This window comes from Pseudomonas sp. SWI44, assembly GCF_002947915.1.
In the GTDB taxonomy this organism is placed as follows: Bacteria; Pseudomonadota; Gammaproteobacteria; order Pseudomonadales; family Pseudomonadaceae; genus Aquipseudomonas; species Aquipseudomonas taiwanensis.
The window spans coordinates 58,524-72,611 of record NZ_CP026674.1; the positions used below are offsets into that span (position 1 = coordinate 58,524).

Annotated in this window: 13 protein-coding genes; 7 read left to right on the forward strand and 6 right to left on the reverse strand. The window is 62.5% G+C overall.

Features of this window, described 5'->3' with window-relative positions; translation table 11 throughout:
* Positions 1–3 precede the first annotated feature (3 nt).
* Positions 4–1,320, reverse strand: a complete 1,317-nt coding sequence (locus C4Q26_RS00285) for an MFS transporter (RefSeq protein ID WP_027907182.1) — start codon at positions 1,318–1,320, stop codon at positions 4–6.
* A gap of 247 nt (positions 1,321–1,567) precedes the next feature.
* Between C4Q26_RS00285 and C4Q26_RS00290 the strand changes: the two genes are divergently transcribed.
* From C4Q26_RS00290 to C4Q26_RS00305, 4 genes are all read left to right on the forward strand, one after another.
* Positions 1,568–2,437, forward strand: coding sequence for a LysR substrate-binding domain-containing protein (locus C4Q26_RS00290; RefSeq protein ID WP_023380215.1), 870 nt, complete (start codon positions 1,568–1,570; stop codon positions 2,435–2,437).
* 51 nt (positions 2,438–2,488) lie between these two features.
* A complete protein-coding gene (locus C4Q26_RS00295) occupies positions 2,489–3,406 on the forward strand; it encodes a pyridoxal-phosphate dependent enzyme (RefSeq protein ID WP_023380214.1) in 918 nt (305 codons plus the stop codon).
* Positions 3,407–3,644: 238 nt separating this feature from the next.
* Complete coding sequence (nspC, locus tag C4Q26_RS00300) at positions 3,645–4,742, forward strand: carboxynorspermidine decarboxylase (protein ID WP_023380213.1); 1,098 nt, start codon at positions 3,645–3,647, stop codon at positions 4,740–4,742.
* A gap of 31 nt (positions 4,743–4,773) precedes the next feature.
* Complete coding sequence (locus C4Q26_RS00305) at positions 4,774–6,018, forward strand: saccharopine dehydrogenase family protein (protein WP_023380212.1); 1,245 nt, start codon at positions 4,774–4,776, stop codon at positions 6,016–6,018.
* A gap of 72 nt (positions 6,019–6,090) precedes the next feature.
* Here C4Q26_RS00305 and C4Q26_RS00310 read toward each other — a convergent pair whose 3' ends face one another.
* Positions 6,091–7,137, reverse strand: coding sequence for a class I SAM-dependent methyltransferase (locus tag C4Q26_RS00310; protein ID WP_023380211.1), 1,047 nt, complete (start codon positions 7,135–7,137; stop codon positions 6,091–6,093).
* 185 nt (positions 7,138–7,322) lie between these two features.
* Entirely contained in the window at positions 7,323–8,168 is an 846-nt protein-coding gene (locus C4Q26_RS00315) for a type 1 glutamine amidotransferase domain-containing protein (protein WP_023380210.1), read from the reverse strand.
* A 94-nt stretch (positions 8,169–8,262) separates the two neighbouring features.
* Here C4Q26_RS00315 and C4Q26_RS00320 point away from each other — a divergent pair, with 94 nt between their 5' ends.
* The 3 genes from C4Q26_RS00320 to C4Q26_RS00330 all read left to right on the forward strand — a co-directional run bounded on the left by C4Q26_RS00320 (position 8,263) and on the right by C4Q26_RS00330 (position 11,336).
* The gene (locus C4Q26_RS00320) at positions 8,263–9,171 is read left to right on the forward strand and encodes a LysR family transcriptional regulator (RefSeq protein WP_104882539.1); all 909 of its coding nucleotides are present in this window, start codon (positions 8,263–8,265) and stop codon (positions 9,169–9,171) included.
* A gap of 108 nt (positions 9,172–9,279) precedes the next feature.
* Positions 9,280–10,500 carry a putative DNA modification/repair radical SAM protein gene (locus C4Q26_RS00325; protein WP_023380208.1) on the forward strand — a complete coding sequence of 407 codons (1,221 nt, stop codon included), beginning with the start codon at positions 9,280–9,282 and terminating at the stop codon, positions 10,498–10,500.
* On the forward strand, positions 10,491–11,336 hold the full coding sequence (locus C4Q26_RS00330; RefSeq protein WP_027907180.1) for a TIGR03915 family putative DNA repair protein: 846 nt from the start codon (positions 10,491–10,493) through the stop codon (positions 11,334–11,336). The genes C4Q26_RS00325 and C4Q26_RS00330 overlap by 10 nt, the downstream gene beginning before the upstream one ends.
* A gap of 6 nt (positions 11,337–11,342) precedes the next feature.
* On the opposite strand, the gene C4Q26_RS00335 is transcribed toward C4Q26_RS00330, so the two are convergent.
* From C4Q26_RS00335 to C4Q26_RS00345, 3 genes are all read right to left on the reverse strand, one after another.
* Entirely contained in the window at positions 11,343–12,314 is a 972-nt protein-coding gene (locus C4Q26_RS00335; protein WP_104882540.1) for a biotin-dependent carboxyltransferase family protein, read from the reverse strand.
* Positions 12,311–13,198 (reverse strand): allophanate hydrolase subunit 1, encoded by an 888-nt coding sequence (locus C4Q26_RS00340; RefSeq protein ID WP_023380202.1) that lies wholly within the window; start codon positions 13,196–13,198, stop codon positions 12,311–12,313. The genes C4Q26_RS00335 and C4Q26_RS00340 overlap by 4 nt, the downstream gene beginning before the upstream one ends.
* A 93-nt stretch (positions 13,199–13,291) precedes the next feature.
* Complete coding sequence (locus C4Q26_RS00345; protein WP_023380201.1) at positions 13,292–14,050, reverse strand: 5-oxoprolinase subunit PxpA; 759 nt, start codon at positions 14,048–14,050, stop codon at positions 13,292–13,294.
* Between the last annotated feature and the right edge of the window lie 38 nt (positions 14,051–14,088).

Sequence of the window (14,088 nt, forward strand, 5' to 3'; positions counted from 1 at the left end):
CCTTTATGTACGCAGTGGCTTTATTGCCATGCTGGTGTTGGGCGCCACGTCACTGGCCTGGGCCGTGCTCGCCGGGCGACTGTTCCAATGCGGCACCAGCACCAGGGCCGAGAACAGCGCACAGCCTGCGAAGACGATGAACACCGTGACACTGTCGAAGTAACCGGGCAGCAAGCCGCCCAGCACGGCACCCACCGAACCACACCCGTTGACGAAACCGGCCGCCGTTGCCCCCGCCTTGGCCGTGCCGAAATCGATCGCTGCCGCGCCGCTGATCATCGAGTCAGGCCCATAGAGGGTCAGGCCCATGACGAACAGCAGCGCCACCACCAGCATCACGCTGCCGCTATGCATCGCACCCATGAAGGCTGCCAGTGTCAGGGTCAACAGCAGCAGGCTGATCACGCAGGCCGGCATGCGCCGCGCGCCGAACAGTTTGTCCGAGGCCAGGCCAATGATGATGGGGCCCAGCAGTCCGGCCAGCTCGAAGGCCGTCGGAATGATCGCCGCCCCCACCTTGCCCACCGAAGGCATTTGCTCGAAGACGATCACCGGCCCCCACAGCAAAATGGCATAACGTGCCGGCTTGAGCAGGAAGTAAGCCAGGCCGAGGGTCAGTACCGTACGGTTGCGTAGCACTTCACGTAGCGGCGCCCAGACACTGCACAGGTTTGAACCCGGGGACATGCTCTGCGGCTCAGGCTCCACCGCTGGCAGGCCTACATCCTCGGGTTTGTTGCGCTGCAGAAAGAAGAACAGCACAGCGACAGCCGCCACCACCGCGGCACTGGAGAAGAACGCCGCGTGCCAGGTGCCGACCAGGGTGTAGGCCCACCAGCCGGCGAATGGCGAGGCGACCAAGCCGCCAAAGGCATAGCAGGAACTCCACAGCCCCAATACCCGGCCACGCTGCGAGGCCGGGAAGAAGCTGCCGATGTTCTTGCACAGCCCCGCCCAACCGGTGGACTGCGCCAGGCCCTGGATCAACATGCAGGTGGCGAAGATCGGGAAGGTGGCGTAACTGCCCATCACCACCGCAGCGGCGGCCGAAATCAGCAGGCCGCCGAGCACTACCACGCGCGGGCCAAAGCGGTCGGCAAGCATGCCCCAAGTAAACTGGCCCACGGCATAGGCGGCCAGGTAGATCGCATCGAGGTTGGCCATGGCGGCCTTGTCGAGCATGAAATTCGGGTCTTCGCCGATGCCAAGCTTGGCCACCGAGAACGCTTTGCGGGTGAAATAGAAGGCGGCGTAGGCCAGCCAGGTGATGGCGAAGATCTGTACGCGCCAACGTTTCATCGCGGCTAGGGTTTGATTCATTTTGACTCTGACCTCTTGCTCAAGTGTGCCGGCAGAATGTGAAGAAAATGCCTGTCTTGTTGTTGTGTTGCGCACTGCATGACGTGGCTCGTCATCTGGTCAGATGGCGCCGTATGGGCACCATGGCCACAGGCGGCCGCTTGTGGCGGCTGGTTGGGGCTGATCGGTATGGAAACAGCTACTGACTGATAAATAAAAACGATTTAAGGTATTTCAGACATAAGCTCAGCTTGTTACTGGAGACGTCATGGCGGTTTCCCACGCTCAACTCAAGGCCTTTCATGCCGTGGCCGTGCACGGGAGCTTCACCCGCGCCGCAGAAAAACTGTTCCTGAGCCAACCGGCGGTGTCCGACCAGGTGCGCAAACTCGAAGAACGCTTTGGCGTGTTGCTGTTTCATCGCAACAAGCGCTCGGTGCACCTGACCGACCTGGGTGAACGCCTGCTGGGTATCAGCCAGCGCCTGTTCGCCTGCGAAGCCGAGGCCCACGAGCTGCTGCAAGACTCCCGCGCCCTGCAAACCGGCAGCCTGGTCCTGGCCGTGGATGCGCCTGTCCACGTGCTGCCGCAGATCGCCCGCTTCTGCCAGCGCTATCCAGGCATCCAAGTAAAGGTCGAGACTGGCAACACCGATGAATCCCTCGCCCGCCTGTTCAGTTACCAGGCGGACCTGGCGCTGCTGGGGCGCGATGTCGACGACGAGCGCCTGCACTGCGTGCCATTGCGACGCGACCCGATGGTGGCCTTCGTCTCCCATCAGCACCCATGGGCCAGTCGCGGGTCGATCAGCCTGGCCGACCTGGACGACACACCGCTGGTGCTTCGCGAACCGGGCTCGGTAACCCGGCAAACGCTTGAAGAAGAAATGCAACGTGCCGGCCTGCGCATACGCCCGGCGATTCAGGTCGAGGGCCGGGAGGCCGCGCGTGAGGCGGTGGTGGTGGGAATTGGCGTGGGGGTGGTCTCGGCAGCCGAGTTCGGCGCCGACGCCCGTGTATGCGCGCTGCCTATCGTCGATTGCCAGCGGCACCTGACCGAAACCCTGGTGTGCTTGAGCGAACAACGCACACGGCGGGTGGTGGCGACTTTTCTACAGATGGTCCAGGAGGCAATGTGACCTGTACCGTACGCGACTCATTTCAGCCTTGGTAAACAGAGGGATCTACCCATGACCTTGCACATTCAGACGCCCCTGATCGAATCCCGGCCCATGTCCATCGCAGCCGGTCGAGCGGTGTGGCTCAAGCTCGATGCACTGCAGCCCTGCGGTTCGTTCAAGTTACGCGGGGTCGGCCACGCCTGCGAGACGCATCATGCGCGTGGAGCCCGGCACTTCGTGTCGTCCTCCGGTGGCAACGCTGGCCTGGCCGTGGCCTATGCCGGTCGCCAGTTGGGCGTCCCGGTCACGGTGGTGGTGCCCGAAACCACCACTGAACGCGCCAAGGAGCTGCTGCGCCTCGAGAACGCCGAGGTGGTGGTGCACGGCAGTTCCTGGCAGGAGGCCAACGAACTGGCGCAGACCTTGGTCGGGCCGAACGATGCCTTCATCCACCCCTTCGACGACCCATTGCTGTGGACCGGCCATGCCAGCCTGGTGGACGAGCTGGCCCAGGCCGGTTTCAAACCCGATGCGGTGGTGCTCTCGGTTGGCGGCGGAGGCTTGCTCAGCGGCGTGGTCGAAGGCCTGCAGCGCAACGGCTGGGACGATGTACCGGTGCTGGCGGTGGAAACCGAAGGTGCAGCATCGCTGCACGCGGCCATGCAGGCCGGCCAGTCCATCGAACTGGCGCGCATCACGTCGGTCGCCACCTCGCTGGGCGCCAAACGGGTGGCCGATCAAGCGTTGACCTGCGTGCGCACGCACCCGGTCCAGAGCCACCTGGTCAGCGACCGCGCCGCACTACAGGCTTGCGAGCGGTTCCTGCTCGATCATCGGGTACTGGTCGAGCCAGCCTGCGGCGCAGCCTTGGCCCTGGCCTACGACCCGCAGGCACTGGAGCAATACCGCCAGGTGCTGGTGGTGGTCTGTGGTGGCGCCACGGCGACCCTGGCGCAGATTCAGACCTGGTTGGCGGCGGCGCAGTAGATCTCCCCTGCTGGCAGGTACGGCGCAGGTCGTCGATCGGGTTCCCGCCAGCCACCGAACGCGGCGATTAGGATAGTCATATTCGTCTGTTCAACTGCCTTGCGCGAAGGACGGATGGCGCATCGATTACCGTCAGCCACATAACTCTGACGAAATGCGTCTTCCGCCCTTTCGATATACGGCAAGTGAAGGCACAATGCGTGTCCTTTTTTTGGCCGGCCTGGCCGGGGGCCTTTAAATGATCAAGACGCCGTACTACCTCATCGATAAAACCAAGCTGCTGGGCAACATGGAGAAGATCGCCTACGTGCGCGAACACTCCGGTGCCAAGGCCCTCCTCGCCCTCAAGTGCTTCGCCACCTGGTCGGTATTCGACCTGATGCAACAGTACATGGACGGCACCACTTCCTCGTCGCTGTACGAGCTCAAGCTCGGCCGCCAGAAATTCGCTGGCGAAACCCATGCCTACAGCGTGGCGTGGGCCGACGATGAAATCGAGGAAATGCTCGAGAACTGCGACAAGATCATCTTCAACTCCATCGGCCAGCTGCAACGCTTCGCCGAGCAGTCCGAAGGCAAGGTTCGCGGCCTGCGCGTCAACCCGCAGGTGAGCAGCTCCGACTACCTGCTGGCCGACCCGGCCCGCCCGTTCAGCCGCCTGGGCGAATGGGACCCGGCCAAGATCGAGCAGGTCATCGAGCAGATCTCCGGCTTCATGTTCCACAACAACTGCGAGAACGGCGACTTCAGCCTGTTCGACAAGATGCTCTCGCACATCGAGGAACGCTTCGGCCACCTGCTGCACAAGGTCGAGTGGGTCAGCCTCGGTGGCGGCATTCACTTCACCGGCGAAGACTATGCTCTGGATGCCTTCTGCGCGCGCCTGAAAGCCTTCTCGGAAAAGTACGGCGTGCAGGTTTACCTCGAGCCGGGCGAAGCTGCCATCACCCAGAGCGCGTCGCTCGAAGTGACCGTGCTCGACACCCTTTACAATGGCAAGCACCTGGCTGTGGTCGACAGCTCCATCGAAGCGCACATGCTCGATCTGCTGATCTACCGCCTCAATGCCAAGATGGCCCCTAACGAGGGCGAACACACCTACATGGTCTGCGGCAAGTCGTGCCTGGCCGGTGACATCTTCGGCGAGTACCAATTCGATCGACCGCTGGCCATCGGCGATCGCCTGTCGTTCATCGACGCGGCGGGTTACACCATGGTCAAGAAAAACTGGTTCAACGGTCTGAAAATGCCAGCCATCGTGGTCAAGCAACTCGACGGCAGCGTCGAAGTTGTCCGCGAGTTCGGTTTCGAAGACTACGTTTCCAGCCTGTCGTAAGACGGGCTTTCAGTAAGGAGCAAGGGATAAATTGAAGAAGAACGTTCTTATCATTGGTGCAGGAGGTGTCGCCAAGGTGGTGGCCCACAAGTGCGCGCAGCATAACGACGAACTCGGTCGTATTGCCATTGCGTCGCGGAACATCTCCAAATGCCAGGCCATCATCGACAGCGTAAAGGCCAAGGGTAGCCTCAAGGTACCCGCCGACATCCAGGCCTTCTCGCTCAATGCTCTCGATGTCGAGGCGACCAAGGCGCTGATCCGCGAAACCGAATCGCAGATCGTGATCAACGTTGGTTCCGCCTTCCTCAACATGTCGGTGCTGCGTGCCTGCATCGATACCGGTGTCGCCTACCTGGACACCGCCATTCACGAAGAACCGGGCAAGATCTGCGAGACGCCGCCCTGGTACGGCAACTACGAGTGGAAACACCTCGAAGAGTGCCAACAAAAGAACATTACCGCCATTCTTGGTGTCGGCTTCGACCCGGGTGTGGTGAACAGCTACGCGAAACTCGCGCAGCAACAGTATTTCGACAGCATTGAGTCGATCGACATTCTCGACGTCAATGCCGGTTCCCACGGCAAGTACTTCGCTACCAACTTCGACCCGGAAATCAACTTCCGCGAATTCACAGGTCAGGTTTGGAGCTGGCAGAACAGCCAGTGGACCAGCAACACCATGTTCGAGGTCAAGCGTACCGACGACCTGCCGGTGGTAGGTTCGCAGAACCTGTACCTGACCGGTCATGACGAAGTTCATTCGATCTCCAAGAACCTCAACGTACCGAACGTGCGTTTCTGGATGAGCTTCGGCGAGCACTACATCAACGTGTTCACCGTGCTGAAGAACCTGGGCCTGCTCTCCGAGCAACCGGTCAAGACCGCCGAAGGCCTGGAAGTGGTACCGCTGAAGGTGGTCAAGGCCGTGCTGCCTGATCCGGCCTCCCTGGCCCCGGGCTACACCGGCAAGACCTGCATCGGTGACCTGGTCAAGGGCACCAAGGATGGCCAGCCCCGCGAAGTGTTCATCTACAACGTCGCGGACCACGAAGAAGCCTACGCCGAAACCGACAGCCAGGGCATTTCCTACACCGCTGGCGTACCGCCAGTGGCCGCTGCCCTGCTGGTCGCACGCGGCGAGTGGGATGCCAAGCGCATGGTCAACGTCGAGGAGCTGCCAGCCGAGCCGTTCCTCAAGGCGCTGGACGTCATGGGCCTGCCAACCCGCGTGAAAGACGAAAAAGGCGACCGTCCTTGGGACGCTGAAGCCTAAGCAACAAGACAGAAGGGGCGCCGACATGGCGCCCCTTCTGCTTTGGCCGCATCCCTGACAAGCCAGCGCCTGCTACTTGCGCGCCTCCAGGATCAGGTTGAAGGGCGTTTGCGTCGCGCGCCGGAACCGGGTGAATCCCGCTTCCTCGAACACCGCCCGCAAACGCGCCTCCCCGGCCTGGGCGCCAAGCCCCAACCCGACTTCCTGCGAAAGCGAATTCGGTGTGCAGATAAACGTCGAGGCCGCGTAGAAGAGCCGCCCCACCGGCGTCAGATTGCCATCCAGCGAGTCCTCGGCATAAGGCTCCACCAACATTACCGTGCCATCTGCCTTGAGCGCACGGTAGGCATGCCGCGCCGCCCCGACCGGGTCGCCCATGTCATGCAGACAGTCGAAAAAACACACCAGGTCATGATCATGACCTGGGTAATCCTTGGCAGAAGCCTTTTGGAAACTGACGCGTTCAGTCAGCCCAGCCTCGCGTGCACGTTCGCTGGCCGTGGCGATAGAAGGCGCGTGGTAGTCGTAACCGGTAAAGGTCGAGGCTGGAAACGCCTCGGCCATGACCAGGGTCGACGCCCCATGACCGCATCCCACGTCCGCGACCTTCGCCCCGGCCTGCAGCTTGGCCACCACGCCTTCCAGCGCTGGCAACCAGTCAGCCACCAGGAAGGTCCGATAGCCCGGCCGGAAGAAGCGTTCGGTACCGCTGAACATGCACGGGTGATGATCGCCCCAGGCCAGGCCTCCACCACCGCGCATGGCTGCCACCAGCTTGTCCTTGTCATGGAACAGGGCGGCGATCACCGACGCGCCCCCTGCCATGTAGGCGGGGGAGTCTTCCAGCGCCAGGGCCATGGCCTGCTCTTCGGGTAGCACGAAGCTGCCCTTTTCATGAACGACGTAGCCGGCGGCCGACTGGGCATTCAGCCACTCACGCACCAACCGTGGGTGGCAACCGGTCTTGGCCGCAAGTGCCTCGGGGGTGACGGGTTGGCTGTCAGCCATGGCTCGGTACAGCCCCAGCTCATCGCCGAGAATGACATTGGCCAGCGTCGCCGCCGCGCCCATGTCGCCGACCAGCTTGCCCATGAAATCGTGAAGCCTTGCCTCGTCCATGACCAGCCCTCCTCTGCAAGAAGGCCACCGTCAACGAGGGCAGTCCTGTCCGGAGGGCGGTGGTCGGATGGATGAAACGTTCTGCAAGCGAACCACGCATAAGTTTAGTTCAAACCGCAGAGCGAACCCTGGTCGGCGCAGGGTCGCCCGCGATCACGGAAACCGCCTTGGCAACCACAAGGCTGTCATTGCCGGCGGCTTGCCAGCTTCTCCAGCAACGCCTTGGCCAGCGCCTTGTCCGAGAAGGGGTTCTGCCCAGTGATCAATTCACGGTCCACCACCACGTTCGGCTGCCATGCCGGGGCGTAGGTCATGTTACCGCCGGCTCCAGCCATTGCCTTGGCCGGATAGAACAGCAGCCGGTCATCCTTGAGCGAGCCTTCGAACACCTGCTCTTCCGGGTCGGAGAAAATGGTCATCTTGTAACCCTGGTACACCCAGTCAGTGGCTGCTGGCTTCTCACCACGGGCCAGTGCGGCCTGGTAACTGGCCGGGTCTTTCTGAGCCGAGAGCAGCGCAATAGGGCCATGGCAGATGGCAGCGGTCGGCTTGCCCGCCTGGTGGAAGTGGTTCAGCAAAGCGCCGACCTCAGGGTTGTTCGCCAGGTCGATCAGCGGCGCATGGCCACCTGGAATGAACAGCCCCGCATAACGGTCCAGGTCACCGGCCAGTACTTCCTTCACCGAAAGCGTGTCACCAATGTCCGGCAGCCCCTGCACAACCGTCTGAATGCGCTGCATCTCGGCAGCATCGCCGCCGAAATACTGGGGGTCGACCGAACGCTGGTCAACCCTCGGCGCGTTGCCCTTGGGCGTGACCAGGACCAGTGTGTAGCCAGCCTTGAGCAACTGGTCCGCAGGTACACCGAACTCGTTGAGGTAGTAGCCGGTGGCATAGCTTGTACCGCCCTGCAGCGGCAGCTGGTTCTCGCTGGACAGCAGCACCAGCACTTCCCCCTTGGGGGCGGCACTGACCGTGCCGGCAAGCAGCGCGCCGGCCACGGCCAACGCAAGAGTGGATGTCTTTTTCATGCAACGTTCTCCGGATCAAGCGAAAAGTGGGCCCATGCTACCCGGCGCGCTATGATTCGATTATTCGAAAGCCTTCATGCCTGCGATTCTTAAAATGAATATCACCCACAAGGATCTGAACCTGCTGCACCTGTTCCACGTGCTCTATCAGGAACGCAATGCCACCCTTGCCGCCGAGCGCATGGCCCTGAGCCAACCCGCACTCAGCCACAAGCTCAACAAACTGCGACACCAGTTTGGCGACCCATTGTTCGTCCGCGCGCCGCGGGGGATGACCCCGACGCCTCGGGCCCACGAACTGGCGCCCGAGGTACAGCGTTTGGTGGAAGGGCTGGAGGCGTTCTACGAGCGCTGCGATGGCCAGGACTTCCTCTCCCGCCCTGCCCGCCTGCACCTGTACAGCACCGATTACATCGAGCAGACCTTGTTACCGAAACTGCTGCCGGTTTTGCGCGAGCAGGCGCCGAACCTGGTGCTGGTCACCCATAACACGCGGGGTCAGCTACCCCGCGACGCATTGGAAAAAGGCAGTTGCGACCTGGCCATCGCCGGCTTTTACACCGACCTTCCAGATACCTTTCACCAACAGCGTCTGCTCAGCGAGGACTTCGTCGTGCTCGCCTGGAAACACAATCCACATCTGGCCCAAGGCCTGGACCTGGATACATTCCTGCGCTGCGATCACCTGTTGACCACCCTCACGGGCGATCTCGATGGCCTGGTGGATCGGGCCTTGCACGCCCAAGGGCACCGCCGCAAGGTGGTTGCGGGCCTTTCGAGTTTCCTGGCGCCGGCCAGGTTGGTGCGGGGTACCGACCTGCTGCTCACTTGCCTTCGCTCGGTGGCAGAGGACGCCACCGAGCGTGATCAGGACCTGTGTCATCACCCGCTGCCGCTGAAGCTTGCGCAGGTGGAAGTGATGCAGATCTGGCACCAACGAACCCACGCAGACCCGATGCGCAGCTGGTTCCGCCTGCAGGTGTGGGCCGCGGCGCAATCCTGATCCCAAGGTCTAGCGGTCGCCGAAGCGAGTCGGGTGCCGCGCGCAGGTGCTTGCAATCCGGGCACACTCAAAATACTGTATGCATAATCAGTATTGCGAGACGACGCCATGCAACTCATCGCCAAGCTCGGCATCCTTGCCGATGCCGCCAAGTACGATGCCTCCTGCGCCAGCAGCGGTGCGCCCAAGCGTAATTCGCGCGGTGGCGATGGCCTGGGTGCAACCAATGGCATGGGCATCTGCCACAGCTTCACCCCGGATGGGCGTTGCGTCTCGCTGCTCAAGGTGCTGCTGACCAACTTTTGCCTGTACGACTGCCAGTACTGCGTCAATCGTCGATCCAGCAACGTTCCCAGGGCCCGTTTCACCCCCGAGGAGGTGGTTCGCCTGACCCTGGACTTCTACCGGCGCAACTGCATCAGCGGGCTGTTCCTGAGTTCCGGCATCATCCGTTCGGCCGACTACACCATGGAGCAGTTGATCCGCGTAGCCCGCCTGCTGCGGGAAACCCACCAGTTCCGCGGTTACATCCACCTCAAGACCATTCCCGACGCCGACCCCTTGCTGATCGAGGAAGCTGGGCGCCTGGCCGACCGCTTGAGTGTCAATATCGAGCTGCCCACCGACGCCAGCCTCAAGCGCCTGGCGCCGGAGAAACGAGCGCACACCATTCGCCAGGCAATGGGCGTGATCCATCGCGGCCAACAGGCTGTGGCCAACGAACCCAAGGCACCGCGCTTCACCCCGGCCGGGCAAAGCACCCAGGTGATCGTCGGGGCCGACTCGACCGACGACAGCACCCTGCTGCGCAACGCCGAATCGCTCTACCAGGGCTACGGGCTAAAGCGTGTGTACTACTCGGCGTTCAGCCCCATCCCGGACAGCCCCAACAGCGTGCCGCTGGCCGCGCCGCCGCTCCTGCGCGAGCATCGTCTGTACCAGGCTGACTTCCTGCTTCGAGGTTACGGCTACAAGGCAGGCGAGCTGTTGGGCCCGAACGCCAACCTGGCGTTGGACATTGACCCGAAGCTGGCGTGGGCACTGGCCAACCGCGATGTGTTTCCACTGGATGTGAATCGCGCAGAACCCGCCCTGCTGGCACGTATTCCGGGCATTGGCTTGCGCAGTGTGCAACGCCTGGTGGCACTTCGCCGCGAGCGACGCATCCGCTACGATGACCTGATCCAGCTGCGTTGCGTGCTGGACAAGGCGCGCCCGTTCATCGTCACCAGCGATTACCGGCCCGCGCAGGCCGAGTTGCGCAGCGGCCTGCTGCGGGCCCGTCTGCGTGAGTCCCAGGCTCCGGTACAGATGGGGTTGTGGGGATGATCGCGCTCGACTGCGACAACCACTTCGCCACCTGGCGCGGCCAGGCCCGGACACTGCTTGGCCACGGCATCGACCCGGCCGAGGTGACCTGGTCCCAGGGTCCGATGGACGACTTACTGGCGGTGCCAACACCATTGCCCGAAGGCCCCGGTCCCTTTCGCGCACGGGTTCCGCCGGAATTGCTGAACCAACTCGAACGGGCGGCTCGCTACCGAGGCGAGCAACGCTGGAACCTGCTCTACGAAGTGCTCTGGCGCGTGGCCCATGGCGACCGCACAGCCATGCTCGCCGGTGACCGCCTGGGCAGCGAACTGCACCGTCGTATCAAGCAGGTCAACCGCGAAGCACACCACCTGCATGCCTTCCTGCGCTTCGTGCCATTGCCCGAAGCGCTTGCCCATGAGCTGCAACTGGATCTGGTGGCTTACCATGAGCCGGCACATGACATCCTGGAAAGCGCCAGCGCGCATTTTGCCGATCGTCTGGGTCGCCAACGCTGGATGATCGCCACGCCTCAGGACGGCATTCGTTTCGACGGTCAGCATTTCGACTACCAACGCTGCTGCCCATCGACCTGGCAGCAGTGGGCACGCCATGCCAACGATCCGGATGCCGAGCTGTGGCGCACCTATTATCGTCACACCTTCAACCCTGCCCGCCTGAACCCCGAAGCCTTGCGCCTGCACATGCCAGGGCGGTTCTGGCGCCACCTGCCCGAAGGGATGCTGATTCCACAGCTGGAAGGCCTGGCGCGCCAAGGCAAGCAGCGCGACGGCCAGGCGTTGGAAGTGGCGGAACAACGGGGCAAAAAGATCAGCCACGCCGCCGGCAAATGACATTGATCAGCCGAACAACCGCCCCAGGCAGGCAAGTTTCTTCTTGTACGAACGCCGGGCCTGTAGAGCCTCCTCAAGGCTAACGGCCAGGAATCTTGCCTGCTGGTTCGGCTGCATCTGCCCGATGTGGTCGAGGTCGGCGCTGATCACCGTGCCGATCATGGCATACCCGCCACCCGACACCGCGTCGCGGTGCAGAATGATCGGCTCAAGCCCTGCCGGCACCTGAATCGAGCCAATGGGGTAGCAACTGTCGACGATGTTCGAAGGGTCCGACCCGGCGCCGAAGGGTTGCTCACGGGGCTGGAAGCTCAACGCGCTTGCGCCTTTGTAGCGATAGCCGATGCGGTCGGCCTCCGAGCCCACCGTCCAGGCTTCGGTGAAAAAGCTCTTGGCAGCCGCTTCGGTCAAACGGTGGAAATACAACCCGGGCACTACCCTCAGCACCACCTCCCCACCTAGCGATTGACGCAGCGCCATTGGCAAACTCGCACCTGCCCGCGTCTTTCCAGTGCCCACACCCACCGGCAGCACATCGCCGACCATCAGCTTGCGGCCGTGCAATCCTCCAAGCGCCCCCAGTGCGTAGGTCGATCGGCTACCAAGCACCTCGGGCACTTGAATACCACCGGCCACTGCCAGATAGGCACGGGCGCCCGCCGAGGGAAAGCCGAAGCGCAGCACTTGTCCGGCGCGGACCGCAAACGCCGTGTCCGGTGGCTGTTGACGACCGTCCAGGAGCACCGGCATCTGTGCACCGCACACCGCCACCAAGGCATCGTGCTGAAACTCCAGTTCCGGCCCCACCAGCGCGCATTCGAGTGCCGCCGCACCCGCCGGATTGCCCACCAGGTGGTTGGCCGCGCACAGGGCATACTGGTCCAGAGCGCCGGAAGGCGGGATACCCAAATGATAATAACCCTCGCGGCCAAGGTCCTGAACCGATGTGGCCAAGCCAGGTTTGAGCACCTTGATCATGCCAGTACCTCCTGAAGCGATTTCGGGTAGCCCACCGGGTCGGCCAGGAAGGCATCGAGGTCAAAGTCCACGGGGCGTATGCGCAGGTTGAAACGTCCCTCTTCCACATCGGATACGGCCTGGTCGTAGCTGGCCCGGTCGATGGGCTTGAACTGCACGATATCGCCCGGACGGAAGAACACCATGTGCTCCTTGAGGTAGGGCAGACGCTGCTGCGGATCATAGATCGGTGCTGGGGTCACGCCGAACATCTGGTATCCCCCTGCTCCGCGCACCGAGTAGATGCAACCGAAACAACCGCCATGTCCAAGGGTCAGCTTGGGTGTGTCGGTGCGCGGACGCAGGTATTTGGGCACTTGCAACTGCCGTTCTCGCTCGACCATCTGGAACATGAACGGCAAGCCTGCGACGAAACCGACCATGGACACGAACCACGGCGCACCACTGTGCGCGGCAATGAACGCTTGAACATCGGCCAGGCCGTTGATTCGCGCCGCATACTCCAGATCGGTGCTGTCCGGCTCCTGATGGCGGTCACGAAAGCGCATCAGGGTTTCATGGGTCCAGGGGTCGTTGTACAACACCGGAATCTCGATGATGCGCGTCTGCAGCGAGCGCTCGGCTACCGCTTCGGACTCGGCGCCACGTACCGCCTCCAAAAGGTCCTGCGGGGCGATACGGTCCGGGTCGAAGCGGATCTGGAACGAGGCATTGGCCAGGCACACATCCAGTACGCCGTCCAGCGCCAGGCGCTCTACTGCACGTGTCACGGCCATACCTTTGAAAAAGGCTTCCAGCGACATGCTGTCGCTGACCTCGGCGAACAAGTGCTCGTCGGCACCAAAGCTGTAGCGAATCGGGGAAGTTGCAAGCGGCTCGGCCATCTCTGTTCCTTTTTGGAGTCTTTATACAAAGGCAGGCGAATTCGAATCATGCGGAGGCCCAGGCTTGTCTGCGCCGGGTGCCTGTGACAGGCCTCAGCGCGGTGCGCGCACCCTGATGCCCGCCCCATTCAACGCCTTGCGTGTGGCCTCGACCAGGTCAAGAGCGCCAGGCGTATCGCTGTGCAGGCAAATGGAATCGAAACTTATCGCCAGGTCCTGGCCTTCGACTGTACGCACTACCCGCTCCTGGCAAGCGCGCAGAACCCGTTCGGCAACCCGCTGGGGTTCGTAGCCGCGTACATGACGGGTGAACACAATGGAGCCACTCAAGTCGTATTCGCGGTCGGCATAGAACTCACGGACCACCGGCTGCCCCATCTCCTGGGCGACACGGCAGATCACCGAACCAGGCATGCAGTAAAGCAACAGCTCAGGCTCGACCACCCGCAGGTTTTCCACCAGCAGACGTGCGGCTTCTTCGTCACGGGCCAGGTGCATGTACAGCGCGCCGTGGGGTTTGATGTGCTGCAATGACACGCCCTGGGCACGGGCAATTTCACGTAGCGCACCCAGTTGGTAGAGCATGTCGTCGACCAGTTCCTGGGCTGGCGCATTGATGTGGCGACGCCCGAAACCGACGAGATCACGAAAACCTGGATGGGCACCCACCGCCACGCCCAACGCCTTGGCCCGCGCCACGGTACGGCGCATGGTGCCGGGGTCGCCTGCATGGAAACCGGTGGCGACGTTGGCCGAACTGATGTAGGCCATCAGCTCGTCGTCGACACCATCACCGATGGTCCAGGGACCGAACCCCTCACCCATGTCAGAGTTGAAATCCACTGCGTGCATACCCTGGCTCCTGATACTTGTGACTGCATGCCAGCCAC

Bases quoted from the DNA above. Each gene is read 5' to 3' on its own strand.
- C4Q26_RS00285 (WP_027907182.1), bottom strand. From the start codon at position 1,320: ATGAATCAAACCCTAGCCGCGATGAAACGTTGGCGCGTACAGATCTTC.
- C4Q26_RS00290 (WP_023380215.1), top strand. From the start codon at position 1,568: ATGGCGGTTTCCCACGCTCAACTCAAGGCCTTTCATGCCGTGGCCGTG.
- C4Q26_RS00295 (WP_023380214.1), top strand. From the start codon at position 2,489: ATGACCTTGCACATTCAGACGCCCCTGATCGAATCCCGGCCCATGTCC.
- nspC (WP_023380213.1), top strand. From the start codon at position 3,645: ATGATCAAGACGCCGTACTACCTCATCGATAAAACCAAGCTGCTGGGC.
- C4Q26_RS00310 (WP_023380211.1), bottom strand. From the start codon at position 7,137: ATGGACGAGGCAAGGCTTCACGATTTCATGGGCAAGCTGGTCGGCGAC.
- C4Q26_RS00315 (WP_023380210.1), bottom strand. From the start codon at position 8,168: ATGAAAAAGACATCCACTCTTGCGTTGGCCGTGGCCGGCGCGCTGCTT.
- C4Q26_RS00320 (WP_104882539.1), top strand. From the start codon at position 8,263: ATGAATATCACCCACAAGGATCTGAACCTGCTGCACCTGTTCCACGTG.
- C4Q26_RS00325 (WP_023380208.1), top strand. From the start codon at position 9,280: ATGCAACTCATCGCCAAGCTCGGCATCCTTGCCGATGCCGCCAAGTAC.
- C4Q26_RS00335 (WP_104882540.1), bottom strand. From the start codon at position 12,314: ATGATCAAGGTGCTCAAACCTGGCTTGGCCACATCGGTTCAGGACCTT.
- C4Q26_RS00340 (WP_023380202.1), bottom strand. From the start codon at position 13,198: ATGGCCGAGCCGCTTGCAACTTCCCCGATTCGCTACAGCTTTGGTGCC.
- C4Q26_RS00345 (WP_023380201.1), bottom strand. From the start codon at position 14,050: ATGCACGCAGTGGATTTCAACTCTGACATGGGTGAGGGGTTCGGTCCC.